We start from the raw sequence: 24,886 nt of genomic DNA on the forward strand, positions 1-24,886 counted from the left end.
GTCTAGATCAGGGCACCCCTATTTGCAGCCTGCGTTATCCTATCTTCCACCGATCAGTTTTGATCGGTAAGTTCATTTGCGTTCGCAGCAGCATTATTTTTGTCTGTATACTTGCGAAGAATAGATACCTCTACACGGCGATTCTTCGCTTGACCTTCGGCACTATCATTGTCGGCTACAGGATGGTATTCACCCATCCCAACTGCCTGGAATTGCTTTGGATCGATTCCAGAACGCTCGAGGACAACCTTCATGAAGCTGAGTGCCCGTGCCGAGCTCAAGTCCCAGTTGGAATCGAACCGGCTGTTGCGGATAGGGCGATTGTCTGTATGCCCACTAATGACGACGGAGAAGCCTTGATACTGCTTCATCATGTCGCCGACAGTAGCCGCCAGCTGTTTGGAATCTGGTTTTAAGTCCGCTTTACCGGAATCGAAGAGTGCGCTGTCTTTGATCGTAATCTTCAATTCAGAGTGATTGAGCTTCGTGTTCAGCTGATCCGTTAAGCCATTGTTGGCAATATACTGGTTCATCTTGTTCTGAAGCTGTTCAAGCTGCTGCTGCTCCTGCTTGGCATGCAGCATATACTCATCTCGTTCACGATTGCGAGATTTCGTGTAATTTTTAGGCGTCGCATCAACCATGCTGGATTTTGATCCATCTGATCGAATGACTGCTGACTCATTTAAGATTCCAGCCCCCCCGCCGCCAGAGTTCAGCGCTGAGCTGAAGGCTTGGCTCATTTGCTCAAACTTCTTCGCGTCAACGGCTTGCATGGCGTACAACACAATGAAAAGGGCGAGCAGCAGTGTCAATATATCGGCATAAGGAATGAGCCATGTCTCATCGGTATGCTCTTCCTTCGGCGGGGTACGCAGTTTCTTACTCAACGCTTGCCCCCTCCTTAGTACTCATAAGAGAACGCTCTTGTGGAGTCAAGAAGACAGAGAGCTTCTGATTAATTGCAATCGTGGATACACCCGATTGGATGGACAAGAGCCCTTCAACCATCATGAGACGAATTTCAATTTCGCTGTGCGACAATCGCTTCAGCTTATTGGCAATTGGATGCCACAGCACATAACCAGAGAAAATACCCATCAGAGTAGCAACGAAGGCCGCAGCAATCGCTTTTGCCAGATGTTCCATCTCTGACATTTGCGATAAGGCAGCAATCAGACCGATAACGGCACCTAATACCCCCAGCGTTGGAGCATACATGCCGGCTTGGGAGAAAATAAGAGCGCCAGAATGGTGTCTTTCCTCAGTTGCGTGAATGTCTTCCATGAGCACGTCACGAACGAAGTCCTGATCATTACCATCAATAATCATCCGCATTCCGTTGCGGAGGAATTCGTCTTCAATTTCGTCAATGCGCGTTTCCAAGGCAAGCAAGCCTTCGCGACGTGTAATCGACGCCCACTCCATGAAGAGCGAGATCAATTCGACACGGTCAACTAAATCTTGCTTCTTGAAGAGAAGGCCGATTAGCTTCGGAAATTTCTTCAGTTCCTTCATCGGAAAGGCAATGAACAGGGAGCCCGCAGTACCAACGAAAATAATCATAATGGCTGCTGGGTTGGCGAGATTGGAGATAGGCGCGCCCTTAAAGTACATCCCTAGCGTGACGGCAGCAAGGCCGAGCACGAGACCAATGATCGTAGATTTTTCCATAATTCCATACACACCTCATCCATGAGTATAATGGTGCTTCCTGCGTGCGTATTCGACAGCGTGAGCCGAAATACGTGAAAAAAAGATGCAATATTCTTTTTATCGGCAAAAGAGGCCATTTTATTTAATGAAACGATATATCTCTAGTTCAAATGATGGAGGAAAAATAGGATTGACAGGAAAGAGGCGCGAGGAATAAAATGTCTTCTAAATACTTAGTAAGTTAATCGGATTATGTGGTTATCGGGAGTGGAAGGAGGTAGTCTACCATCGCGAGCGCTCGGTATTGCGGGAAGAGATGGTGTGTGGTTAATGATATGGCCTGTTATGTCAAACATCATTGAAGTGATATTCGTCGAGAAGGAATTGCTGCTTGCTGAATTTCATTATGAAAGGGGGACTTACGATGTCTAAAACCCAATTATATGCATTGGATAACTTGGCTAGCGGGACTGAGGCGAAGTCATCTGAGTATCATGCCAATGGGCATCCTCGTTTACGAGCAGTCAAATTTTTTATTTCATGGATCTGCCTGATGGCGATACTGGCAGGATGCACTTCGGGTGGAACTGGGACAGTAGGCGGCAATGGAGCAGAAGCCAATGGTTCTGCCAGCGATAAGGGGAAATCTCATCAAGTGATTCGCATCGGCTATCAGAAGGGCAACACGCTGAACGTACTCAAGGTGAACGGCAATCTAGAAAAGCGGCTGAAGGCAGATGGTTATGATGTCGAGTGGAAGGTATTTGCAGGAGGGAATTTCTTACTTGAGGCATTGAGCAGCGGCAGCATTGACTTCGGGCATGCAGCGGATGGCTCTGGTGTCTTCGCTCAAGCGGGCAATAAACCATTTGTGTATGTAGGCAATGATCTTCCGAATCCTGAAGGGATAGGCATTGTGGTGCATCCGGAGTCAGGAATCAAGTCGATTGCCGACTTGAAGGGGAAGAAGCTCGCAGTGGCCAAGGGAGGCAATCATCACTACTTGGCAGTGCTGGCGATAGAGAGGGCGGGGCTGAAATTGGAGGATGTCCAATTCGTATACGTCAAGGATGCCTCTGAAGGGCGAGCTGTATTTGAGACGAAGCAGGTGGATGCACTTGGCTCCTGGGATCCCTTTTTTGCAGCAATACAGACGGATCTGAAGCCGCTCACGCTCACGGATGGCCAAGGTTACTCTCCGAATCGTACTTTCTATTATGCCAATGAACACTTTGCCAAGGAGAAGCCTGAACTAATCCGTACCATTCTTGAGGAGATCCAAGTGTCTGATGAATGGGCGAACTCACACAAGGACGAAGTGATTAAGCTATTGTCGGAAACACAGGGAATTGACAAAGAGGCTGTCGAACTTGCCGTTAAGCGCCGCACGTACGGAGTGGAACTGTTCAATTCTGCTATTATCGACGCACAGCAGCAGCTGGCGGATACGTATTATCGGATTGGATTGATACCGAGTCCGATCAAGGTGGCGGAACGGATGCCGCTGGATACACCGTGGGCTGCGAAAGGCCCTGTTACGAGCAAGTGATGAGGAGGGATATACAATGCGCACGACAGATGCGGCTTCACCCATCGATCCGGCCAATCGAGATGTAGAACCCTTAGGGACGAATATTGTTGGCACCGATTCAGCTCGGTCAGTGGGGTTCACAAGACGTGAACAGTCTTCACGTACCGTTCGATCAATATCCCCTGATGTGCGGGGCACAGCGGATACGAAGCGGTTAGGCCAATTGGACGGAACGAATCAGCGAAGTGGATGGAAATGGGGGAGTAAGCTCGCCTCTGCCATTGTGCCATGGCTGCTGCCCCTATTATGCCTAGCGCTCTGGCAATGGGCAGCTTCGTCAGCGATCGTGTCGGCGCAGCTGCTGCCTACACCCATGAAGGTGCTGAATACTTTATGGGAGCTGACCTCAAATGGAACACTTGCCTATCATATTGGTGTTAGTTTACAGCGGGCACTTATAGGCTTTCTTATTGGCGGAGGGATCGGTTTTCTATTTGGCGTACTTAGCGGCAGGTATTTGGCTTTCTATCGATTGTTCGATACATCGATACAGATGCTGCGCAATGTTCCTCATTTGGCACTTGTCCCACTCGTTATTATTTGGCTGGGTATTGATGAAGGGGCTAAGGTCTTTCTCGTCTCTCTAGGCGTCATGTTCCCGATTTATGTGAATACGTACCATGGCATTCGCAGTGTTGATCCAGGCGTTGTGGAAATGGCGAAAGTGTATGGGCTGCGATCAGGCTTATTATTTCGGCATATTATATTGCCCGGTGCACTGCCATCCATATTTGTCGGCTTGCGGTATTCGCTTGGCGTAATGTGGTTGACGTTAATTGTCGCAGAGACGATAGCTACGGATGCTGGTGTAGGTTATCTGGCGCTCAACGCACGAGAGTTCATGCAGACAGACATCATTATTCTGAGCATCATGCTGTATGCGGCATTCGGCAAAGCAGCCGATGTGATTGCGAAGCTGTTGGAGCGCAAGTCGCTTCGTTGGAATGCAGAGCAACGAACGTGAGGTTGAACGAAGCAGCCCCGCTTGCAGTAGGTATCGGAAGTAAGGCTGATGAGATTCATTAGGTGTGGAGCATGCTTGAATGTGGAGAGAAGGAGGCGTTTGAGAAATGGGAGGATATCAAGCCATGCGCCCGTTAGCGCAAACAGGATGGCCGTTCCAAGCGAATGAGACCGCACCTGATCAGGCTGCTGCAGTAGGGGCAGAGATTAGGATTAGTGGGGTCAGTAAATTTTTTGGAGAACATCAGGTTCTTGATCATATCGATGTAACAATTACGGAGGGGCAGTTCGTTGCAGTTGTTGGTCGCAGTGGCTGTGGAAAGAGTACGCTGCTTCGTCTCCTGGCAGGGCTGGAGACAGTGACGGAGGGCGAACTACTGATTGATGGTGAGCCAATCCATGGCATTCAGGGCAGCACTACGGTGATGTTCCAAGAGAGCAGGCTCATTCCGTGGAAGACGGTGATCGATAATGTTGGAATTGGCTTGCAGGGGGATTGGAAAGGAAGAGCGGAGCAAGCGCTGCAGCAGGTCGGACTCGATAGTCGCCAGAACGATTGGCCTAGCACTCTCTCTGGCGGGCAGAAGCAGCGTGTAGCGCTGGCAAGAGCGCTGGTACGGAAGCCAAGGCTGCTGCTGCTCGATGAACCGCTCAGTGCACTTGATGCGTTGACGAAGCTGGAGATGCAGCAGCTGATTGCCTCCCTCTGGGGAACCCAGCGGTTCACAACTCTGCTTGTTACGCATGATGTGAATGAGGCTGTACGGCTTGCAGATCGTATCGTGCTTATTGATCAGGGGCGGATTGCGCTGGATGTTGCCAATCCATGCGCAAGACCGCGACAGGTAACCGATCAGGAGTTTGGAGCATTGGAGCGGCGAGTATTGGAACGGATTTTTGCTGATAGCACAGCTGTTTAGTTGTTTAGTAGCTGTCTGGCAAGACTCGGATGGAAATAGGCCTTTCCTTATTTTCTTTTGCTGTTTGCATTACTTGTTTGCTGGCAATTGTTTATGAGGGAGTTAGAGATAAGGTGACGGAGGGGGAACAAGTGTGGCACAAAGTGCAGGACATACGCTGAGAGAACGGAGAGATGAACAAAATGGCGTGGAAACGGAGCAACAACATCTCCAGAAGCAGACGGTGGCTTCGGATTGCAAAGTAAAGCGTGGTTTGCTGCAGGTGGAACAAATTGTGAAGCATATGCATGAGGATGCAGCAGAGCTGGATGCGAAGCACGGGCTGCCTGCGCATCATGTAGCGAAGCTGAAGGAAATCGGCTATCCAGCTTGGAATGTGCCGGAAGAGTATGGCGGTCAGGCCATGCCGCTTACCGCATGGCTGAAGGCTCAGGAGCTGCTTGCTCAGGCAAATCCTTCTGTAGCGCTTGGCATGGGATGGCATATGAGTATTGTGCATGAGTTGGCAGAGCGCCGAACTTGGCCGGAGGTAACCTTTGCAGACGTATGCCGCCGCATTGCTCTTGAGGGAGGGCTGCTGAATCGCGCCGTCATGGAGGTGGGGGGAGGCAGTCCTTCCCGTGGAGGCAAGACACGCACAACAGTCAAGCCGATCCCTGGTGGTGGTTATGTGGTGGACGGACGCAAGACGTTCACAACTTTCGCGCCGCTGCTGGAATGGTTTATTGTGACGGCAACACTTGAGGACAGTGAGGAAGTCATTGAACTGCTTATCCCGCACGACAGTCCGGGTGTGTCCATTGAATGGACATGGAATATGGCGGGTATGCGGGGAACAGCAAGTCATGATCTTGTGCTGGAACAGGTGAGAGTATCAAAGGATGCGTTCCTATATAAGCATAATCAGCGTGATCGTTCGCTGCTGAACCCTTATTTGCTTCATATCCCAGCTTGCTACCTGGGCATTGCAACAGCTGCCCGTGACGAGGCGATTGCCTTCGCTACCTCGTATACGCCTCCGTCGTTGTCGGAGCCTATTGTGAGTACGCCGAACGTGGAACGGCATTTAGGAGAGATAGAGCTTGAATGGATTGCAGCCAGAAGATTGCTATATAGCGTTGCGAAGTCATGGGAGTCGGGCGGAACTGAGAGAGCGGAATTGCGAGCTGCCGACCTTGCGGCTGCCAAGGTATTCGTCGTGCAGGCTGCACAATCGATTGTCGATAAGGCGATGCGAATCGTCGGTGCACACAGCCTCCGATTGGATCATCCGCTGCAGCGGATGTACCGCGATGTACGATTTGGGCTCCATAATCCCCCGATGGAGGATGTCGCGCTGACCCAGCTTGCGCGTGCATCGGTTCAACAATGGCAAGCGAGAAATCAGTCTTAGCTGAACCGTTGGATGGATCACGATATGAACGTGAACGGTGATGACTTTTTGAGCAAGGAGAGGTGATTGCCATTGAGATATGCATCAGTATCGGCAGGAGCAGATCGATTAGGTCTGCTCCTTGTTCTGTTGCTGATTGTGGGGAGGGGGGAATGTGTTCTTGTAGCCAGAATTGCCGAGACAGGGCTACCTGGATACGCCATGTGTCACTTAATTAGGCCAGCAGTGTAAGTTTCCGCATACCGCTCTGACAGTGGAAGAACTGATTGAAGCAGTAGCCAGTTCGTGGGGGAATAATTAGGTTTCTGGTGCAATCGCTATTCGAGTGAATAGACGTTCTATGCTACAATACGGAAGACATAGTTGATTCGAGAGGGGCAGCGTAGATGGGCGTTTCATTCGGGAGACCATATGAAGATATTTTGAAAGAATTGACGAACGCAATAGGACTGATTCCGGACGGGTATACGTTTTTCGAAATGACCGAAGAAGACTGGGCCGAGCTTGGACAAGCGGAACGCCAAGAAGTGTTGGAAGCGCTCGCAGATGATGTGTTCTATGGGCTGGGAGAGGATCGGCTGTTGTTCATCGGAAGCGGCAGTGTACAGTATGATCCCCAGTTTCACAACATCGAGATTGTGGTGGAAAGCGATACGGTGGCCACGGTTTCTCTAATCTAAAATTTCGCAAAAAAACGAAGAGCTGCCCGTACCGGGCAGCTCTTATTATACATAGGTGAAAGAATGCTCATGGAACAGCCAAGCATCATATTGGCAGACTACTCTGCTAAATTCGCTTCGGGCTGATACACCATACAGTGGAATTCCCCCATCCCTTCTGGTGTAGGCCGTTCATACGTATCTGTAATGAGGAATCCGGCTGTTTGATAGGCGCGAATTGCGCGATGGTTCCAGGTAAGTACCTCGAGGTCGATTTCATCTTCGGGGTGACGGCGTGCGACATCACTCACGATGGCTTGCACGAACGCAGTCCCCTTTCCATGACCAAGCAGATCAGGGCGCATGCCTAATCCGATGCGCGTAACTCCAACCAGCGGAAAATACTGTGCGAAGCCGATAAGTTCCTCGTTCCGGTTCTTGACGGATACATATTGCTTGCGGCGAATGTCGGGATCGCCCATCTCAATGCCCAACGCCTTCATCTGTTCCCAAGGAAGGAATCCATATAGCTGATACGGCGGTTCGTATTTCCAGGTGCAGATGTCCTGCGCCTCTTCCTCGGTCATGGGGTGAACGTGAAATAATGGTTCTGGCTGTGCAGGATGGTGATGACCGGACATCGAATGATTATGATTAGGTGATGATGGATCATGAGGCGAACTCATTGGTCTGTTCTCCTCCTTCGCGGCGATACAAGACGTTATCGCGTGGATTTTCTCCCATTGTGACATGGGAAGGGGAGTTTGGCAAACGGGTGTCTTACGATGTGAACGACAATGGCTGGATTACATAAGCAAAGTACAAATGGATTCGGGAGGTATAGGGACATGCAGGAGTATACGGTAATTGTATCTGTGGAAGAAGCAGCGAAGCTGATTGAAGAAGGGCAAGCGGCAGTAGCGGACTGCCGATTTTGGCTAACAGAGCCGGAGCGTGGACAGGCAGCGTATGAGGAAGGACATCTTCCGGGGGCCGTTTATTTTGATTTGGATCGGGATCTGTCATCACCACGTGGGGTACATGGCGGACGTCACCCATTGCCAGAGATTAGCGAATTGGCACAGAAGCTTGGTGCAAGCGGCATTGACCGTACTACGACGGTAATTGCCTATGATGATCAAGGTGGAGCCATGGCTAGCCGCCTGTGGTGGCTGCTGCAATATATCGGTCATGAAGGCCATGTTTATGTAATGGATGGCGGATACACTGAGTGGGTGGAAGCGGGACACCCTGTATCGGCAGAAGGCCCTGAAATTGCAACACGCAGCTATGAACCGCAGGTTCGTCCGGAGCTTGTTCTTCATGTTGATGATATTCGGGAGCGACTCGGAAGACCGGGTGTCGTCATGATTGACTCTCGCGAGGCTGACCGCTATGCGGGACGCATTGAGCCTATAGATGCGAAGGCGGGGCATATCCCGGGAGCGGTGAACCAATTTTGGCGCAATCGCCTCGATGAAGCAGGGAACTGGCTAACTGTGCAAGCGCAGCGTGAGCAATGGGAGCCGGTCGTGCAAGGCGCAGAGGAAGTCATCGTCTATTGCGGATCTGGCGTAACGGCATGCCCGAACCTCTTGTCCTTGTGGCAATCGGGAATTAAGGGTGCGAAGCTGTATGCAGGAAGCTGGAGCGATTGGAGTTCTTACGCGGACAATCCGATTGCAACGTTGGAGGAATAAGAGCTGGACCGCGTCGGACGCGAGCTTTGGGGCTGTGACAGGTGGTGAGCAAGTGACCTGTTTCGGCTCTCTTTGGCGTTCTCGTTCAACAGCTGGCAAACAAGAAGCCGGAGAAAACAGTTGCAGCAGGCCCAGAGCCAGCCACGGTTCAACAATTGAGACAGGTTACTGTTGAAAAGCTCGTCAAGTATATCCATCCACAAACGTGCGATTGTCTTTGGCTTGGGAGCAAGAGTCCGATCGTCATGCTAGGTAGCTCTTCTTGATTTTATATTTCATCAGTGTTATATTACATGTATGTAATATGAAGAGGAGATGAACAATGAGTTCTCTTTCCAACGTGGAATTTATGTTGCTGCAAATTATTGCGGAATCCAAACAAGCGTCGGGGTACCAAATCAATAAGTTAATAGAGCTTAGAGGCTACAGGGAATGGGCGAATATAGGTACTACTTCTATTTACGTCGGATTGAAGAAACTGAAAGACAAACGACTGATCCGATCCGAAAATTCCGTCCATAAGTCTGGCAAAGGGCCTGTGCCGTCTACGTATGTCATGATGGAAGCGGGGATAGAAACATTAAGGAATGAAATCATCGTAAGCCTAGCTTCTACGCGGGAACGAGATAACCGTTTCGATCTCGGACTCGCGGCTCTCCCTTTTATAGGGAAGAATGAAGCCGTAGAAGCTTTGCGGAAACGGGAGAACTTTCTAGAGGAGACATTGAGGAACTTAGCTCAGAAATATGAATCGCAAGGCGGCTATCAATTGCCATTGCACGTTAGGGCTCTTTTCCTTCACCCGATGAATCTCATCGAGACTGAAAAGACATTTGTCGCAAATCTGATCAGTGAACTCACAGGAGAACTGGAGGGACATGTCCATGTTGATTGAAGGTTTTACTCTTTTTCACGGAGAACACTGCGAGACGACAGCGATGGGCAATCTCCTTCAACATAAAGGTGTTCGATTATCGGAGCCGATGTTATTCGGTATAGGGCAAGGTTTGGGATTCATTTATTGGGATTCAAAGGGGATGGACTTTCCTTTTATCGGGGGTAGAGTAAAGCCTGATGAACTGTCTGCTTGCATAGCATCCCGGCTCAATTTGAATATCAGGGTGCAAGAAACCTCGTCTGTTACAAAAGCATGGCAGAACGTGCAAAGCTGCATAGACCGTGGAATTCCTGCGGGACTTAAATTAGATTCGTATTATTTAGATTACTTTACGAACAAAATACACTTTGCAGCCCACTATGCGGTGATATATGGCATGGATGACGAATACGCCTATATGGCAGACACAAGCCAACAAGGCGGACTCGTGACAACGCGATTGTCGAATTTGGCTATGGCAAGAAACGCAAAGGGGCCCATGAGCTCCAGGAATCGCTCCTTTACGATCGAGCAAACGGATACCCTTCCGCCGCTTGCACCCGCCATACGATCATCCCTTATCAACAATGCTCATGCCTATTTGAATCCGCCTATCCGCAATATGGGCAATAAAGGAATCAAAAAAATGAGCGGTGAAATCCTGAATTGGCCTTCTAGAAGCAAGGATTTAGAGAAAGATCTGTGTTTGACCGCTTTATTGATGGAAAGAGCGGGGACCGGCGGCGCCTTATTTCGAAACCTGTATAGAGATTTTCTAAAAGAATGCGTGGATTTGTTCGGTGATTCTAAATTAGAGCAGGCATACTCTCTGTTTACGGAAATCGCGCCGATGTGGAACGGTGTTTCGTCATCGATTGATAATGCGGGAAGAACCGGAAATCAACAGGAGCTAAGACTTGCATCCGAGCTTCTACTCGAGATTGCGGAGAAAGAACGATTAGCCATGGAGTCTGTATTGACAATTTAATTTAATAATTGGTTTTACAATTTAACTCGTTTTGAATCGACATTAGGGTAGACGCAAGTCGTATTGTAGAAAATAAACATTTTCGTTCGTTATAAGTAACCGACCACGTTGAATAAAGCGAAAAGACCGTAACTCCACACAAAGGGGATTCGGCCTTTATTGACGATACAAGAATTAATAAGTTCCCTTATGAATGAACAGTTTATTTTGCGTCTTGCCACACATTGAACTTGTTTCCGTCCGGGTCTTTGAATTTGAATTGCAAACCACAGCTTCCTTGGTCGCTTATCGGCTCGACGTAGACGCCGCTTTCGCGAAGTCGTTTATGGACCTCTACGATATTATCAACCTCGAATGTCAGAGAGAACATTTCATATTGGTCGCCTTCCCATTGATCCGTCATGAAGTTTGCTGTTTTCTTCTCTTTCGTTTCCAGCAGGAACAACCATTGCCCGTTACAGAGCACAAGGATGGCACCTTCGGCAGATCCACGGGGTCTTACTGAAAGTCCTAATGTCTCTTTGTACCACTTGGATGCAAGTTCCACGTTAGATACGGGTAAGTAGTTATGAGAGACTCTCTTTAACATCGGTGTTTGTGTTGCTTGTTGCTCCTCTGTTTTGATTGATTCTTTTTCGGCCATGAAAGTTCCACCTCTCACCATAATTTACATTTCTATATATAGACGATCTGACTTCATCAAAGCCGTCGCCCTCAAGCTTTCCTTTTTTCTTTATGTTCAACCGCATGATATGAGTTGCCGTCAGGGTCATAGAAAATGAAGTATTTGCCGATAAAGGGGTTCGTATTGATCGACTGCAACTTGACTTCGTCATGTTGCAGCTTATGCCACAGCTCCTCTATATCGGACACCTCGAATGCCAATAAGGGCAAATCACTTGGTAGATGGGTATGGCATTCCAGTAAATACAATTCATGTCCAGACTCTACTAAAAGATTGCCATGTCTGCTGATTCCCAGTTGAAAATGCTGGACGAACCAATTTAATACCCGTTCTCGATGAAGTACGGGAATGTAGAAATGACCTGCGCTTCTTAATATTCGTTCCGAGACTTTCTGTTCGAACTTCCGATCTAGGCGCTGCATTCGGAAATAAGACTCAAATTCGCCGGTGAGCTGACGCCTTAGCGTTGCTCTGGCCCGCCGAATACGGCTTTCTACGGCGGACAAAGAAATATTCAGGAATTGACTGATTTCCTTCATTGTCCATTCGCTTAAGTAGTGCAGCATGATGGCCATTTTACTTGTCTGCTCTAAATGCTGCATGGCATTCCAAATCGTTTCTTGCGTCATATGCTGATTTAACCATGTATCGATATTATTATTGGAGGGGGCAATCACCCCTTCGTAAGGCAAGGTTTGTTTTTTCTTTTTTACGAAATCGAGACTTGTTCGATAAACAATGGCATATAACCAACTGCCCAATTTTGAAGGATCGTCTAGGGTATGTAGTCGACGATAGCATTTCGTAAAAGCCTCTTGCGTTGCATCCTGCGCTTCATGAAAGTCCCCGATGATGCTGAAGGCAACGGATAACATAGCGTTAGAATATTGTAGAACGATCTGGCGAAAAGCATCGAAATTTCCATTCCTAGCTTCGGTTATGAATCGATGAATATCGATCCCCTGCTTATCCTCATCCATGCCAATCCCCCTTATATAAAGACATACACATTCCATGTAGACCATTCTCACCAAATATATCATGGAAATATTGGGAAAAGTAATCAATCTGTATTTTTACAAATTGCGGTTAAACGCGGGATTTCCCAGACTATAAAAGAAGTTATAAAACATATTGTAATATATAGGAAAATGGTTTAATATTTTATTGACTGAATTATGATTTTATAGTCATTAAAAAGGAGGGGGATTATGCCTAAGATTGTCACTGAGCACGAAAAACAAATGGTGAGGGAAGCGATGTATACAAAAGGGATCGAGCTGATTCGCAAAAAGGGGATAAAGCGAGTGACGGTGGAGGACATCACCACAGCGACCAACATCGGTAAAGGCTCCTTTTATTCCTACTACAATTCCAAGGAAGAATCCCTTTATGCGATCATCAAGCAGAACGAGAGTCGAATTTTTGAGAGAGTAGAGTCCGTTCTATCCGAAAAAATAAATGTGAAAGAGAAGATTGTAAAGGCATTGAAGGAGATTTATCTGGCTGGAGACAGTATTGTCCTTTACGTGTCTCCATCGGATTTCGAGTATCTGCTTCGCAAGCTTCCTGAAGAGGTGTCCGAATGGGAGACCTTGAAATCAAACGACTATTTTAGCAGGACACTATCGCTTTGCGGCATTGATGAATCAGAATGCGAGATGGATGTGCTAGCTTATTTAATGAATGCACTCCATTATGTCGGTTCGGCAGATATAACTTTTGGTGAGCGAGGTAAAGAGAAGGCCCTGGATATACTCGTCCATTCTATTGCCGACTATATGGCAGGGGGAGTCCGGCGATGAGAGAATTCCTAATAGACTGTAGACCATCACAGTGGATTGGTTGCAATGGTTTGCTTGAGCAGAGGCGAGGTTATATCGATTATTGGAGGCAGCTATGATCATATTATGGATCGTTATTTTAGGCGGACTGCTTATCATGTTAGGGACGGCTTGCTTGGTTCTGCTTGTCCAGTATCAGAAAAAGAAGAAGGCCAATCAAATTCGCATTGCTCCCACGAGCAACGGTATTGATTGTAGGGAGTTCGTAACGATCGGCGGCATTTCGCAATATTTGCACCATCGAGGCGAGGACATTGACAATCCTGTACTTCTGTTTTTGCATGGTGGCCCGGGAGAGACGATATTGCCATTTGCGCAAGAGTTTCAGATCCCATGGGAGAAGCACGTTACGGTTGTGCACTGGGATCAAAGGAACTGTGGCAAAACCTATTTTAACAATGATCCGAAACAAGTCACGCCAACAACCACGGTTGACCGTATCGTTCAGGACACTTATGAGGTTGTACAGTATTTAAAAAATAAGTACAGCAAAGAGAAGATTATCATTTTGGGGCATTCATGGGGATCGGTACTAGGTAGCCTGTTCACTAAAAAATACCCTGAGCTTGTACAGGCTTATATCGGTGTCGGGCAGATTGTCAATATGATTGATAATGAACGTGTCGGTTACGAAAAAGTACTAGAGTCGGCAAAAGAAGCGGGCAACGAAAACGATGTTCGAGCTCTACTTCGTTTGAAGCCTTACCCTCCAAATACATTTGATGGTGAAATGATTAGGAAGCTTAAAAAGGTTCGTAAATTTCAAAGTAAATATAAGTTAGCGGCTGGCCCTACAATTGAGTTGATTGGCAATGCTTTAAGCTCTCCGTTTTATACATTCAAGGATATGCGCTATTTCTTTATCTCTGGGGCATTTGGAGAAGGACAACGTCATATTTGGAAGTATTTAATGGAGTCGTTCGATTTGGCGTCGATGGGTGCTGCATTCGAAGTCCCTGTTTTTTATATACATGGCGAGCGGGACTGGCAAACACCTTATCCACTGGCACGGGAATTCTATTCGACCATTAAAGCACCGCTCAAGCAATTTTACTCCATTCCAGATGCGGGGCATATTGCCATGCTTGAACGAAAGGGGATATTCAACGAGGCGTTATTTGATATTTTTGAGCGAGTGAATAGTATGATGACGACGAAGTAAGTCAAAATTACATTTCGGGAGAGATGGGTGTAATCGGCATACGAAGCAGCGGTGAAGTATATAGCTCCACCGCTAAACGTATTGCTGCCGCGCTGCCGAGGGCAGCTCGCTATGATAGACATGACAAATCTCGCCTCATGTGTAAGGCCGTCTCGCACCTTATTCAGGTGTAGGGGAATCGGCCAGAGCGTTATATTGGATAGACGCTCTGGTCAATAGGGCTGCCGGAACGATTAGGCGTTGTTGGATACCTCAGCGCCGGCAATCTCTTCTTGATTTTCTTCTTTTCTTCTCCAGCCCATAATGGCCGGACCTAGCAGTATGATACCGAACTTAGCGACCTGGAAGACTACGCCGGCTGGAGACGACTCATCATCACCGACAGTTCTTCCAGTCTTGGTCGTGATCTCGCCACTCGTCAGGTTGATCGTGTACCCGACAATGCCTTTATATCCGGTCATTTCCATTAACCGTTCATCGAGAAATTCATTGACCGCACTCTTAATCTCCGCATCGCTACCAGTGAAGCTGCCCGCTTTTGTCATTTGAGTCTGGAGATCTTTTTTCAATAACTCCATGCCGATGAACAGATTAGCAGCAATGGCTACAATGCCGAGCAGGACACCGAGCGAGATCACGGTGCTTTTCTTTTTGGATACCCATAGTATAAGCAGATACAGCAATCCAGCTAAAATTAATGGGTATACCGGGACAAGATCTGACCATTGGTTAGTTACCCAGGCATAAGCGCCTCCAGCCACAATACTTGCGACCAGGGCGACGATTACTTTGACAGCATTCACTTCTCATGACCCCATTTCATATCTTTTCTTTTTTAAAGCCATTCTGCTACCCTAGTTCCGCATACAAAGGTATGCCATCTTTCGATTTCCCCGATTTTTGTTCAGAAGAGATGGAGCTGCCATGAAGGATAAATTGTCCATTATCTACATCGTCTATCGGCAGTTATAACCAAATATATTACAGTCGGCGATTGAAATGAAGCCATTTATTACCACAATTTCCATACAGGACAATTTTCAAAGCAGTTCAGATAAATTCTTTTCAACATCAAGTTCATAAATAGGTATTATTTCCATTGTTGGATTGGAAATGGGGTGGTCTTTAAGTTGCGGTTGGGCTTGCAAAGCTGATTTGAGGTACGTGAATCTGGCATCTGGTCATATTCCTACTAAATGATGGATGTATTGCAGTATGAAGAAGATAGGGAGGAAGGCAGCGGAAAGAGCCATGTTCATATCTCTTACATAACATGTAGTTGTCGAGACTACACACGAGTAAGGTGGATGTGAAATGGCTCAATACAAATTTGCTACTGCTTCGCATAGTATGTCTTTAACCTAAGGGGCCAACGGGTTCCCTGTTGTCACTCAATATATAAGCCCATGCGGCAGTTGATGCTACAGGTGCAAAGGCGAATCATAATATCTCTAACTGTTGCGAGATATCTTCACAGATGCGATGAGTCAGCAGTGACTTTGCTCCACTGGATAAAAACTCGTCTCCGCTCTTCACACAGCTGATGAAATGGTCGATCATATCAACAAACCCGCGGCGATAGAGAACGGGAGTCCAATCCCCGAATGTGGACTGCTGTTCGGTGTTGTTTACATACGTTGTCTTATGAACGCAGTTATGGACGACGATCTTCTGCTGACATCCCATGACTTCCAGTCGTTCTTCCGTTATTCCCGTTTGTCGGTTCATCATTGCGAGCCCGGTCGTCTTCTTGCCCACCAAGTTAAGGACTAAGTAATGCAGTAAGCCATCCTCGACCTTGCCGTTGACCGTAATCGTCTCTGGTTCGCCTACATAGTACAGCAGCGTGTCTACCACGTGAATGAAATCATCAAAAACCGTCTGCCGGATTGGCGACAAGGGGCCGGTTCGATTCTTTTGCATGAAGGCAGTTTCGATTGCCGGAATGGTTTCTTTTGCGCCTTTGTACATCGGCATGAACCGACGGTTAAATCCGACCATGAGCTGCACGTTTTGCTGTTGAGCCAGAGAAACGATTTCCTCCGATTCATGCAATGTATAGGCGATGGGCTTGTCTACAAATACATGAATTCCTGCAGTGATAAGCTGACGCAACATATCTACATGCGATTCCGTTGAAGTATGTACGAAAGCGGCATTGATGTTAGAAGAGATCAATTCCTGCACGGTAGAGAATTGGTTGCGAATACGATATTGCCGACCAACTTCATCGACCACTTCTTGATTGCGGCTGGCAATGGACAGTTCAATATCCGTACGGGTTCCTAGTACAGGCAAGTATGCTTTGCGTGCGATATCACCGATACCGATCATGCCGATTTTCATGTTGGTTCCCCCTTCATATCCATAGATTCCGTTTATTCCATAGATTGAGTACAGTATAGCCTGAGACACAGGTTTCAGGCTATATGTTTTAGACTAAGCGGCCAGGAGGCTGCTCTATTCTATTCACGAGCAATTCTAGCTCATCCATCAAATCCGGAATCCACGCATCTGAACCTGGGATTGTATCGGTTCCGCCATAGACAAGCCATTTCAGCGTTTTTACAAGCCAGCATACCCCACCGACGTTCACTTGCCATTTAAGCTGATCCATCGAACAATTCTGCTCCATCGCGCTATGGAATGCGGACAACATCTCTTCTCTAGGGACATGACTATATTCTCGAGCTTCATCAATGAGACAATGCAAGTCGCCTAAATGGGGACTTAGATACGAAAGCGACCAGTCAATCGGCATAATCTGTGTCCCCTGAATGAGCAAGTTCTTCGCATGATAATCATGGTGCACGAGTGTAAGGGGCTGAGTGCGATATAGTCTCTCCAGCTGTTGCGGCAATATGTCCTGTAGTTTGCCGAGGGCAGGATGGCCAGCTAGACGAGGCGAGTGAAGGAGATCTTTCGCAAGCGCCAAGAAATCGGCAGCTGTCTCGGTGTATTGATGAATGAGACTGCTCGGAATATTCTGCTTGATATGCATCGCAGCTGTATCTCGAATTCTAGCTAACGCTCTTGCAGCTTCCAGAAAGAGCGCCGAGCTGGGACGCTGCTCCAAATTGTACTGCCCGGCATCCTCCATAATCATGACCGCACTGCGTTCCGATTCATAATATTCAAAAATGCGAGGGGCTGATATGTGCAAAGGTTTCACGAGGTGACGGTAATTGGCGGCTTCTTGAGCCATTTCTTTGCCGCCCCATTTCAATATGCGAGTTTCACCTGTACGTAAAGTGATGCGATACACTTCGGATAGCGCCCACTTTCGTAAAAGTGCCCACTCGGTTACTTCAGCTAGCAAAGGGATTCTGTTGGTATAGGCAGATAGACGTTCTGGAATCATATGCTTCCTCCTGAATGATGGGGTTCATCTTACAGAGGAGAATTTTACACGAAAACCCAAAAAAATATAGACTTATAATGACCGGTTTGCTATGATGTTGAATAGGGTCTCGATACTTTTCGGGACCCATTTTTTGTTAATTGTGAATCGGGAGATGAAGAGATGCAGGGCTATAATGTCATCATGGTTTACAATAAAGAACTCGACAAATTATTGATGTGCAAACGATTAAAAGAACCGTACAAAGGACTAAGTAATCTAGTCGGCGGTAAAATAGAGGCTGGTGAAGCAGGAATCGAAAGTGCTTATCGAGAGCTGGCGGAAGAAACGAGCATTTCCAAAGGGGATATCACGCTGCACCACCTGATGGACTTCACGTACCACTATCAAAAATGTTATGTGGAAGTCTATGTGGGCAAGTTGAAGCATGACGTCGCGATTCATGGCGATGAGAATGAATTGTACTGGTCGGAGCTGACCCACGATTTCTTCGACATGACCTTGTATGCAGGAGAAGGCAATATCGGTCATATGATCGAGCAGGTGAATATGTACAAGGATACGATTCTAGGTGATTGAAAAGGAAAAGACGAAGGCAGACGCTACATGGGCGTGTTCCTTCGTCTTTTTCTATACTAGAAACCAAGTTTGTATTTACTCCTTTTCACAAAAGCTGTGCTGTGACTTACCTCTTTACATCGAACACATGGGATTGGAGAAGCTCTAATGCCCGCTGTATGTCCTTCAAGTCTTCTTCTGAGGAATTCTTAATTCGCTCGAAGAAACGCTCGCTAATCCGCCCAAAGGCCTCTTCCATCATAGCTTGTCCAGTTTCCGAGAGTTGGATCATTTGCTTGCGTCTATCATCCGTGGACTCCAGTTTTTCACATAGATGCTTTTCCGTTAATTTCCTCAGTTCCCGGCTCGTATTTGGCATAGACATGTGCATGCAATCGCTAATTTGGCTTAAGGTAACAGGTTGGCTGACCGCGATATATTCCAAAATACGATATTGAACGGGTGTAATATCCTCTGGCTTAATGTCCCTCGTTAATTCATGCGTCACTTCGTGCACGGAGGTTGTAAAGCTCACGAATTGATGAAACAGAGCTTTCTTGTCCACAAAAATCACCTCTTACCAGAACACGATAACAAATCAATTATCAATAAACAATTATCATTTGACAACTATATAGGTGGGTTGGTATCTTTTAGTTATCAAATGATAACTAAATGGCGGTGGGAAGATGAAGGTGTTAATCGTATATACGCATCCGAATCATAGTAGTTTGAGTTACGCCTTTTTACAACAAATCATACAAGGGTGTACAGAGAATAAGAACGTGGAAGAAATTCAGGTTCTTGATTTATATGAAGAGGACTTCGATCCAGTACTTGTGTTCCACAAGACGAAGCGGAGGAGAGATATGCACCTCGATCCGACCCTGGAGAAGTATCGTGAGCAGATACGCTGGGCAGATAAGTTGGTGTTTGTGTATCCGATCTGGTGGCTGCGTCCGCCTGCGATGCTGCTCGGCTACATTGATCAGTTATTTGCTTCTGACTTCGCCTATCGAGACAACGGAGGCTTGCTGCCTGAAGGGCTGCTGAAAGGGAAATCGGTTGTTTGTATATCTACAATGAAGGGTCCTACCCTGTATCCATTTTTCTTTTATCGCAATGTGCATAAAGTGTTGATGAAAAGGGCCTTGTTTCAGTATGTAGGTATCAAAAAAGTGAAGTTCTTTGAATTCGGGAACATGGAAAGTCCGAAGGGCAAGCACGACAGAAAATTAATTAATATTTACAATTATTTCAAATTTATGTATCATTAAACACCTGAGCAGGGTTCATATTGTTGAGGATGACGAATAAATTATAAGTTTTGAATGTCTCCTTACAGACGGATCTAATGTTGAAATTCACCGCTGTAAGCCATAAATGGGGAGGGTGCAATTCTTATGAGATCGTTTGAACTGCTGTTAGTCGTCATTCATGTTTTATTGCTTGGTTGGCTGCTACTTGCAAGGAGCAAAACAAAGCAAATGCTGTTCATTAGTTTCATCATATCTTCCATATTCGTGCTGCTGCATGGACTCATCGAGGGACTGCGTTGGGAGATGGTTCCGGCCTATGTGATAACGTTTCTGCCGATCTGTATCCTTGCAGCACGATATCTGTTCAGATCGAAGGAAGTGAAGGGAAAGAAGTCCATAGTTCAGCAAATTCTTGTGGCTATGCTGGCAGTGCTATATTCCCTTATCACTGTGTTTCTGCCTCTCTTGTTCCCGGTGTTCACATTCGAAGAACCTACAGGTCCGTATAAGATTGGGACAGTAACGTATGATTGGAAGGATGAGCGGCGTGAAGAAACACTTACCCCAGAAAAGGGTGACAAGCGCGAACTGATGGTGCAAATTTGGTATCCAGTTAGTTCGAGCGCACAGGGAAAAACCGCACCTTATGTATCTAATCCGGATGTGTTTGTAAATGCGTACAGCCAAACTTTCGATATGCCTAAAATGTTTTTTACAAGCATGAAATTCGTCAAGACACATGCGATCGAAAATGCCGAGATATCCGGTAAAGAAGCTGCTTACCCAGTACTGCTGTTTTCTCATGGAATGGGTGGGCATAAGAGCCATAACACCTTCCAGATCGAACAATTGGTCAGTTATGGGTATATCGTTGTGGGTATTGATCACACGTATAATAGCATTACATCGGTGTTCGATGATGGCCGCGTTGCGAATTTTATTCCCCAGGATCCGTCAGTTGAGCACTTGGATGAACTGAACAAGGTATGGGTGGAGGATGCCAAATTTGTAGTCAATCAAGTGGAGAAGCTGGCACAGGGCGATCCAGACCATCGCTTTACAGGAAGAATGGATTTGAAGAACGTCGGTATGTTCGGTCATTCCTACGGTGGAGCAACCAGTGTTCAAATGCTGATGTCAGACGCAAGAATTAAGGCAGCTATTAATTTGGACGGCGGCTTATTTGGTCAGCTCCGGATTCCGGAAGGCGGGGTGAAGAAGCCGTTGTTGATGATGAGTGCGGATAGAACGCTTGCCGGTGCAAACCAGTTAGCAGCTGCCCAAGGTACAACGAGAAAAGCTTTATACAAGTACTTCGGTGACATATTTGAACGATATAAGCATGTTGCAGAGGGAGGAAACTACTGGATGAAAATTAAAAACATGGATCATTTAGCCTTCTGCGACTTCTATCTGCTATCGCCTCTACTCGAGAAGGCTGAAGGGGTAAATTTACGCCCTGTACATCGCCTCATTAACGAATACTCGCTTGATTTCTTTAACCATTACTTAAAGGGGCAACCTTTCGAGAAGATGGAACAAAATCTTGGTGACAATCCGGAATTTTCACTGGAGAGAGGCTAAGAACAACTAAAGCGGTATGTATGAACAAGATGATGGAGAAGTAATTTCCATGAGGGGGAGCGAAATGGTATTTCATATTTGGGAAGGACGGAAGGTTAGATTGCGCGCTATAGTCCCAAGCGATTGGGAGAAGTTCCACAACAATGACTATGATACGGAAACTGCCCGATTATGCGATGAGGTTCATTTTCCAAGATCCGAAGAGGGTGCGCGAATATGGACGGACCAGCGGGCAGCTGCAGTGCCGGAAAGTGATCAATTTCGGTTTGCCATTGAGACGATTGCGGGTGAAATGGTGGGCGGAATGAACACGCATGGCGTGGATAAGCGGAACGGCACATTCAAGTACGGCGTATCGATCTTCCGAGAACATTGGCGTAAGGGCTATGCATCGGATGCAATTCAGGTATTGCTCCGTTACTATTTCGAAGAGCTGCGTTATCACAAGGTGATTGCGCATGTATATGCGTACAACGAGGCATCAATTGCGCTGCACAAGCGCCTAGGGTTCCTACAGGAAGGGCGACTTCGGGAGATGATATTTACGAAGGGGCAATATCATGATGAACTCATTTTTGGCTTAGTGCGCAGTGAATACGATGCGATGCAGGAATGAACTTGGTCACTGAATAGATGCAATTCAAGATAAATAGGAAAGCCATAGAATGTCCGCCTGTGGAAGGCAGCACTCTATGGCTCTTTGATGTTGTGTATTTTGTGCAACCGAAACAAATTGAGCTTTAGCCCGCTTTCAAATAGGCATAGCAAGATGGGTTATTTTCGTAACAAAGGTATTGACAAACATATAACTACAACTGTAGTATATACATGACTACAATTGTAGTTTTAATGATAACCATAAGGGGGTGCTATATAAAGAACGTAATATTAAAAGTAGCCATTCAACAGCAGTGCTGTTCATCGTTGATCTAGTGGCAGAGAAGAAATCTTTACACCTTTAACGATGAGCACTCAGCGCATGCTTACCCAAAAACTAATACTGGTAGGGAGGTGGTATATACGAACACGGCATCTCCATTTCTTCGGATTTTATCAAACTACAAGTCTAGCATTGTTTTCCAACTACATACGTAGTCTGATTAAATTGACTTTGGAGGTTACATGCATGAAGCAAATACCATCGATTACGGATGCAGAGCTAGAAATTATGCGAGTATTATGGGATATTCCGGATTGCCCTTCCGGCGAAGTCGTAAAGCTGATGGCAGAGAAAATGGGCTGGAGCCCGAATACGACTCGGACATTCCTCAGTCGGCTGGTGCAGAAGGAAGCTGCTGGTACGAAGATGGAAAAGGGTTCGAAGCGCAACCAGCTATTCTACCCCATTATTAGCGAGCAGGAATTCTTACGGTTTGAAACCAGATCCTTTATAAAAAGGTTATATGGCGGTGCATTAAAGCCCATGCTGGCCAATTTTTTAGACGATAAAAAGCTAAATGCGCAGGAAATTGAGGATCTGAAGGCTTTATTTGATGAAAGCTGTATAGACGGCGGGCCGGAAAAGAGAAATAGCTGATGGGCCCAACATTACATGCAAGCTTGTTATCGTTTTTTGGCTGGTTGATTCGCGGATCATTTATGGCCGGTATCCTGGTTCTACTAATCCTGACCCTGCAATTTTTATTAAAAAACAAGCTAGAAGCAAGATGGAAATATTTGATTTGGCTGCCTGTGGCGATTCGTCTGCTGCTTCCTTGGGCGCCGGAATCTTCGCTTAGCCTGTACAATGTGTTCTCTCTGAAGGATGTAGCGCCTGGAATTCATCAGATGACCCATGATCCCCAAGTTTTGAGGGACGCGGGGAGAGCAGGTAAAGTGGCGGTGCATGGTGAGCGATATGTACAGCCGGAAACAGGTGGAACTTCGGAAATGCCTGCTCTATCCCATGAATCGGAGACCGTGCAGGGGCGCGGTTTCTGGTGGAACCGGATCAAGCAACTTGGGTTTATCAATGGGCTTATGCTGGTATGGCTTGCGGGGGGATTGTTTCTTGCTGCGAAAACGGTATACGACCAGCTTCGATTAAAGCGGGCGCTGCGTGCAGGCCGAGTCATCGATACGCCTTTTTTATCGGGCGTGTTTCAAGAGACAAAGCAGCGATTGGGCATAAATCGTAACGTACGATTTGTCGCATCGGAACGGATTCCTGGACCTGCCGTAGTCGGTTTTCATAAACCTGCGATCGTTATTGCTCCAAGTCTGCTCGTCACGCTACAGAAGGAGCAGCTTCAATATATTCTGGCGCATGAGTTCGCACATATTCAGCGGCGGGATGTGATAGTGAATTGGGTGATACACGTCATCCTGATTCTCCACTGGTTCAATCCATTGATATGGCTTGCTGCACATAAAGCAAGGCAGGCCCAGGAGATGGCTTGCGATGCATGCGTCTTGGATCGGATGGATCCGCAGCAAAATAGAGCATACGGACAAACCATTATTCATGTACTGGAGCATGTTTCAGGCAGCCATCATCAGCCGGGGCTTGCCGGCTTGTCCTCGACACATAAAGAAATGAAAAGGAGACTTATGATGATCAAACAATTCAACAAAAAATCTTATCGCTTGTCCATTCTGGGGATCGGAATGATTCTCGCGCTTGGTAGTGTGACATTGGTTAATGCTAAGGAAAGCAACGCAGCGAGCGCACCCGTTGCTGCGGTTGTACAAGAGCAGCAGAAATCGGATAAGAAGGAAGTTCAAATCGACAAGACGATGAAAGAAAAGCTGAATAAAGTGGTAAAGCAATTTGCAGGGAAAGATATAAAGTTGCAGGATGTTGGCGAGATGATAATTGATTCAAACAAAGTGAATGCAGAGGTTAAATCAGTAGACGGAAAATATAAAATCCAATATAGCACTAAAACAGGTGAAGTATGGTCGGTTTCTGGATTAGTCCCAATCAATAAAATCAGTAAAAAGGATCAGGAGAAGGCCATTCAAGAGCTAAAGAAGAGATATCCCAAAAAAACATATGCTTTTGGAAATGAAGTGAAAGCGATACGAGTGTATGATGATAAGAAGGCTGATTTTAATGGGGAAGTATGGTATACGTTTAAGGGCAAAGACTTTGAAGTCCTTCTAGTTAAATCCAAAGGATCGTCGGAACTAGAGTCTATGGGATACATGATTAAAGTTGAGGCGCAAGAAATTGAAGGGAAATTGCTAAAAACAGCAGCAGACGCGGTGAAAACGGCTTTAGATCAAGAGTTTAATTTTACAGAAGCTAAACTTATTCCTGGCGAATTTGACTTTAAAAACAACATCAATCTATCTAAGTGGGAACTGGAAGGCAACGGTGTTTTAGTTGAGATAGAAGCAGAGTCGGGCAAGGTACTTAATGTAATTCATAAAACGACAGAAAAGGTGAAGACAGACAAAGAGATTCCGGTAAAAGAAGCAAAAGAAGTGATTGCTCCGATGGCAAAAAAGTTGTTCAATATAGACATTACGGGATATGAAGTGAAGAGGGATAACTTATTTGGGGATTACTGCTTCTTCAAGTACGACAAGGACGACAAAGGCGCCAAGGCAGAAGCAACGATAGTGAGGGCTGCATTGGATGCCGACAAAAACGTGGTATACCTGATGTCTGGAAGTAGAGCTGCAAGCGGGGGGTATTAAACGCTATAGATACCAAAATGCAGAAAAAATAAATTGCCTGC

The 24,886-nt window shown here is 46.6% G+C and carries 25 protein-coding genes; 16 read left to right on the forward strand and 9 right to left on the reverse strand.

The window, feature by feature from the left end; all coding sequences use genetic code 11:
* Positions 1–53: 53 nt before the first annotated feature.
* Positions 54–890: a flagellar motor protein MotB gene (locus tag BLS15_RS25975; protein WP_021253493.1), complete on the reverse strand. Its 837-nt coding sequence runs from the start codon at positions 888–890 to the stop codon at positions 54–56.
* Positions 883–1,674 carry a flagellar motor stator protein MotA gene (motA, locus tag BLS15_RS25980; RefSeq protein ID WP_021253492.1) on the reverse strand — a complete coding sequence of 264 codons (792 nt, stop codon included), beginning with the start codon at positions 1,672–1,674 and terminating at the stop codon, positions 883–885. The genes BLS15_RS25975 and motA overlap by 8 nt, the downstream gene beginning before the upstream one ends.
* Before the next feature lie 406 nt (positions 1,675–2,080).
* Here motA and BLS15_RS25985 point away from each other — a divergent pair, with 406 nt between their 5' ends.
* The 5 genes from BLS15_RS25985 to BLS15_RS26005 all read left to right on the forward strand — a co-directional run bounded on the left by BLS15_RS25985 (position 2,081) and on the right by BLS15_RS26005 (position 7,203).
* Positions 2,081–3,205 carry a sulfonate ABC transporter substrate-binding protein gene (locus BLS15_RS25985; RefSeq protein WP_021253491.1) on the forward strand — a complete coding sequence of 375 codons (1,125 nt, stop codon included), beginning with the start codon at positions 2,081–2,083 and terminating at the stop codon, positions 3,203–3,205.
* Between the two features lie 205 nt (positions 3,206–3,410).
* A complete protein-coding gene (locus tag BLS15_RS25990) occupies positions 3,411–4,211 on the forward strand; it encodes an ABC transporter permease subunit (RefSeq protein ID WP_051249893.1) in 801 nt (266 codons plus the stop codon).
* A 106-nt stretch (positions 4,212–4,317) separates the two neighbouring features.
* The gene (locus BLS15_RS25995; RefSeq protein WP_021253489.1) at positions 4,318–5,130 is read left to right on the forward strand and encodes an ATP-binding cassette domain-containing protein; all 813 of its coding nucleotides are present in this window, start codon (positions 4,318–4,320) and stop codon (positions 5,128–5,130) included.
* 133 nt (positions 5,131–5,263) lie between these two features.
* A complete protein-coding gene (locus tag BLS15_RS26000) occupies positions 5,264–6,523 on the forward strand; it encodes an acyl-CoA dehydrogenase family protein (protein WP_021253488.1) in 1,260 nt (419 codons plus the stop codon).
* Between the two features lie 386 nt (positions 6,524–6,909).
* Entirely contained in the window at positions 6,910–7,203 is a 294-nt protein-coding gene (locus BLS15_RS26005) for a hypothetical protein (protein WP_028532409.1), read from the forward strand.
* 98 nt (positions 7,204–7,301) lie between these two features.
* Here the strand turns inward: BLS15_RS26005 and BLS15_RS26010 are convergent, their stop codons facing one another.
* Positions 7,302–7,823, reverse strand: a complete 522-nt coding sequence (locus BLS15_RS26010) for a GNAT family N-acetyltransferase (protein WP_036667058.1) — start codon at positions 7,821–7,823, stop codon at positions 7,302–7,304.
* Positions 7,824–8,030: 207 nt separating this feature from the next.
* On the opposite strand from BLS15_RS26010, the gene BLS15_RS26015 reads away from it, so the two are divergent.
* The 3 genes from BLS15_RS26015 (at position 8,031) to BLS15_RS26025 (ending at position 10,747) form a co-directional block, all read left to right on the forward strand.
* Entirely contained in the window at positions 8,031–8,882 is an 852-nt protein-coding gene (locus BLS15_RS26015) for a sulfurtransferase (RefSeq protein ID WP_028532411.1), read from the forward strand.
* Positions 8,883–9,204: 322 nt separating this feature from the next.
* Positions 9,205–9,777 carry a PadR family transcriptional regulator gene (locus tag BLS15_RS26020; protein ID WP_028532412.1) on the forward strand — a complete coding sequence of 191 codons (573 nt, stop codon included), beginning with the start codon at positions 9,205–9,207 and terminating at the stop codon, positions 9,775–9,777.
* Positions 9,761–10,747 (forward strand): BtrH N-terminal domain-containing protein, encoded by a 987-nt coding sequence (locus BLS15_RS26025; protein WP_028532413.1) that lies wholly within the window; start codon positions 9,761–9,763, stop codon positions 10,745–10,747. Before BLS15_RS26020 ends, BLS15_RS26025 begins: the two co-directional genes overlap by 17 nt.
* A 202-nt stretch (positions 10,748–10,949) precedes the next feature.
* Here BLS15_RS26025 and BLS15_RS26030 read toward each other — a convergent pair whose 3' ends face one another.
* Positions 10,950–11,390, reverse strand: coding sequence for a VOC family protein (locus BLS15_RS26030; RefSeq protein WP_036667054.1), 441 nt, complete (start codon positions 11,388–11,390; stop codon positions 10,950–10,952).
* A gap of 71 nt (positions 11,391–11,461) precedes the next feature.
* Positions 11,462–12,412 carry a sigma-70 family RNA polymerase sigma factor gene (locus BLS15_RS26035; protein WP_021253481.1) on the reverse strand — a complete coding sequence of 317 codons (951 nt, stop codon included), beginning with the start codon at positions 12,410–12,412 and terminating at the stop codon, positions 11,462–11,464.
* A 231-nt stretch (positions 12,413–12,643) separates the two neighbouring features.
* Between BLS15_RS26035 and BLS15_RS26040 the strand changes: the two genes are divergently transcribed.
* Both BLS15_RS26040 and BLS15_RS26045 read left to right on the forward strand, forming a co-directional pair.
* Entirely contained in the window at positions 12,644–13,237 is a 594-nt protein-coding gene (locus tag BLS15_RS26040) for a TetR/AcrR family transcriptional regulator (RefSeq protein WP_028532415.1), read from the forward strand.
* Between the two features lie 94 nt (positions 13,238–13,331).
* Complete coding sequence (locus BLS15_RS26045; RefSeq protein ID WP_090514501.1) at positions 13,332–14,438, forward strand: alpha/beta fold hydrolase; 1,107 nt, start codon at positions 13,332–13,334, stop codon at positions 14,436–14,438.
* A 233-nt stretch (positions 14,439–14,671) separates the two neighbouring features.
* On the opposite strand, the gene BLS15_RS26050 is transcribed toward BLS15_RS26045, so the two are convergent.
* The 3 genes from BLS15_RS26050 to BLS15_RS26060 all read right to left on the reverse strand — a co-directional run bounded on the left by BLS15_RS26050 (position 14,672) and on the right by BLS15_RS26060 (position 17,799).
* A complete protein-coding gene (locus BLS15_RS26050) occupies positions 14,672–15,241 on the reverse strand; it encodes a hypothetical protein (RefSeq protein WP_021253478.1) in 570 nt (189 codons plus the stop codon).
* Positions 15,242–15,878: 637 nt separating this feature from the next.
* A complete protein-coding gene (locus tag BLS15_RS26055) occupies positions 15,879–16,784 on the reverse strand; it encodes a Gfo/Idh/MocA family protein (protein ID WP_028532417.1) in 906 nt (301 codons plus the stop codon).
* An 88-nt stretch (positions 16,785–16,872) separates the two neighbouring features.
* Positions 16,873–17,799, reverse strand: coding sequence for a phosphotransferase family protein (locus BLS15_RS26060; RefSeq protein ID WP_090514503.1), 927 nt, complete (start codon positions 17,797–17,799; stop codon positions 16,873–16,875).
* 162 nt (positions 17,800–17,961) lie between these two features.
* On the opposite strand from BLS15_RS26060, the gene BLS15_RS26065 reads away from it, so the two are divergent.
* Positions 17,962–18,378: an NUDIX hydrolase gene (locus BLS15_RS26065; RefSeq protein WP_090514506.1), complete on the forward strand. Its 417-nt coding sequence runs from the start codon at positions 17,962–17,964 to the stop codon at positions 18,376–18,378.
* Positions 18,379–18,484: 106 nt separating this feature from the next.
* Here BLS15_RS26065 and BLS15_RS26070 read toward each other — a convergent pair whose 3' ends face one another.
* Positions 18,485–18,922 (reverse strand): MarR family winged helix-turn-helix transcriptional regulator, encoded by a 438-nt coding sequence (locus BLS15_RS26070; protein WP_021253474.1) that lies wholly within the window; start codon positions 18,920–18,922, stop codon positions 18,485–18,487.
* 124 nt (positions 18,923–19,046) lie between these two features.
* On the opposite strand from BLS15_RS26070, the gene BLS15_RS26075 reads away from it, so the two are divergent.
* The 5 genes from BLS15_RS26075 (at position 19,047) to BLS15_RS26095 (ending at position 24,845) form a co-directional block, all read left to right on the forward strand.
* A complete protein-coding gene (locus BLS15_RS26075; RefSeq protein WP_021253473.1) occupies positions 19,047–19,634 on the forward strand; it encodes an NAD(P)H-dependent oxidoreductase in 588 nt (195 codons plus the stop codon).
* A 126-nt stretch (positions 19,635–19,760) separates the two neighbouring features.
* Positions 19,761–21,200, forward strand: a complete 1,440-nt coding sequence (locus BLS15_RS26080) for an alpha/beta hydrolase family protein (protein ID WP_021253472.1) — start codon at positions 19,761–19,763, stop codon at positions 21,198–21,200.
* Positions 21,201–21,264: 64 nt separating this feature from the next.
* Positions 21,265–21,816, forward strand: coding sequence for a GNAT family N-acetyltransferase (locus BLS15_RS26085; protein ID WP_021253471.1), 552 nt, complete (start codon positions 21,265–21,267; stop codon positions 21,814–21,816).
* A gap of 510 nt (positions 21,817–22,326) precedes the next feature.
* Positions 22,327–22,737: a BlaI/MecI/CopY family transcriptional regulator gene (locus BLS15_RS26090; protein WP_021253470.1), complete on the forward strand. Its 411-nt coding sequence runs from the start codon at positions 22,327–22,329 to the stop codon at positions 22,735–22,737.
* The gene (locus BLS15_RS26095; protein WP_090514509.1) at positions 22,737–24,845 is read left to right on the forward strand and encodes a M56 family metallopeptidase; all 2,109 of its coding nucleotides are present in this window, start codon (positions 22,737–22,739) and stop codon (positions 24,843–24,845) included. The genes BLS15_RS26090 and BLS15_RS26095 overlap by 1 nt, the downstream gene beginning before the upstream one ends.
* Positions 24,846–24,886: the final 41 nt, after the last annotated feature.

Origin of the sequence: Paenibacillus sp. cl6col (genome assembly GCF_900102125.1) — a bacterium.
In the GTDB taxonomy this organism is placed as follows: domain Bacteria; phylum Bacillota; class Bacilli; order Paenibacillales; family Paenibacillaceae; genus Paenibacillus_B; species Paenibacillus_B suaedae.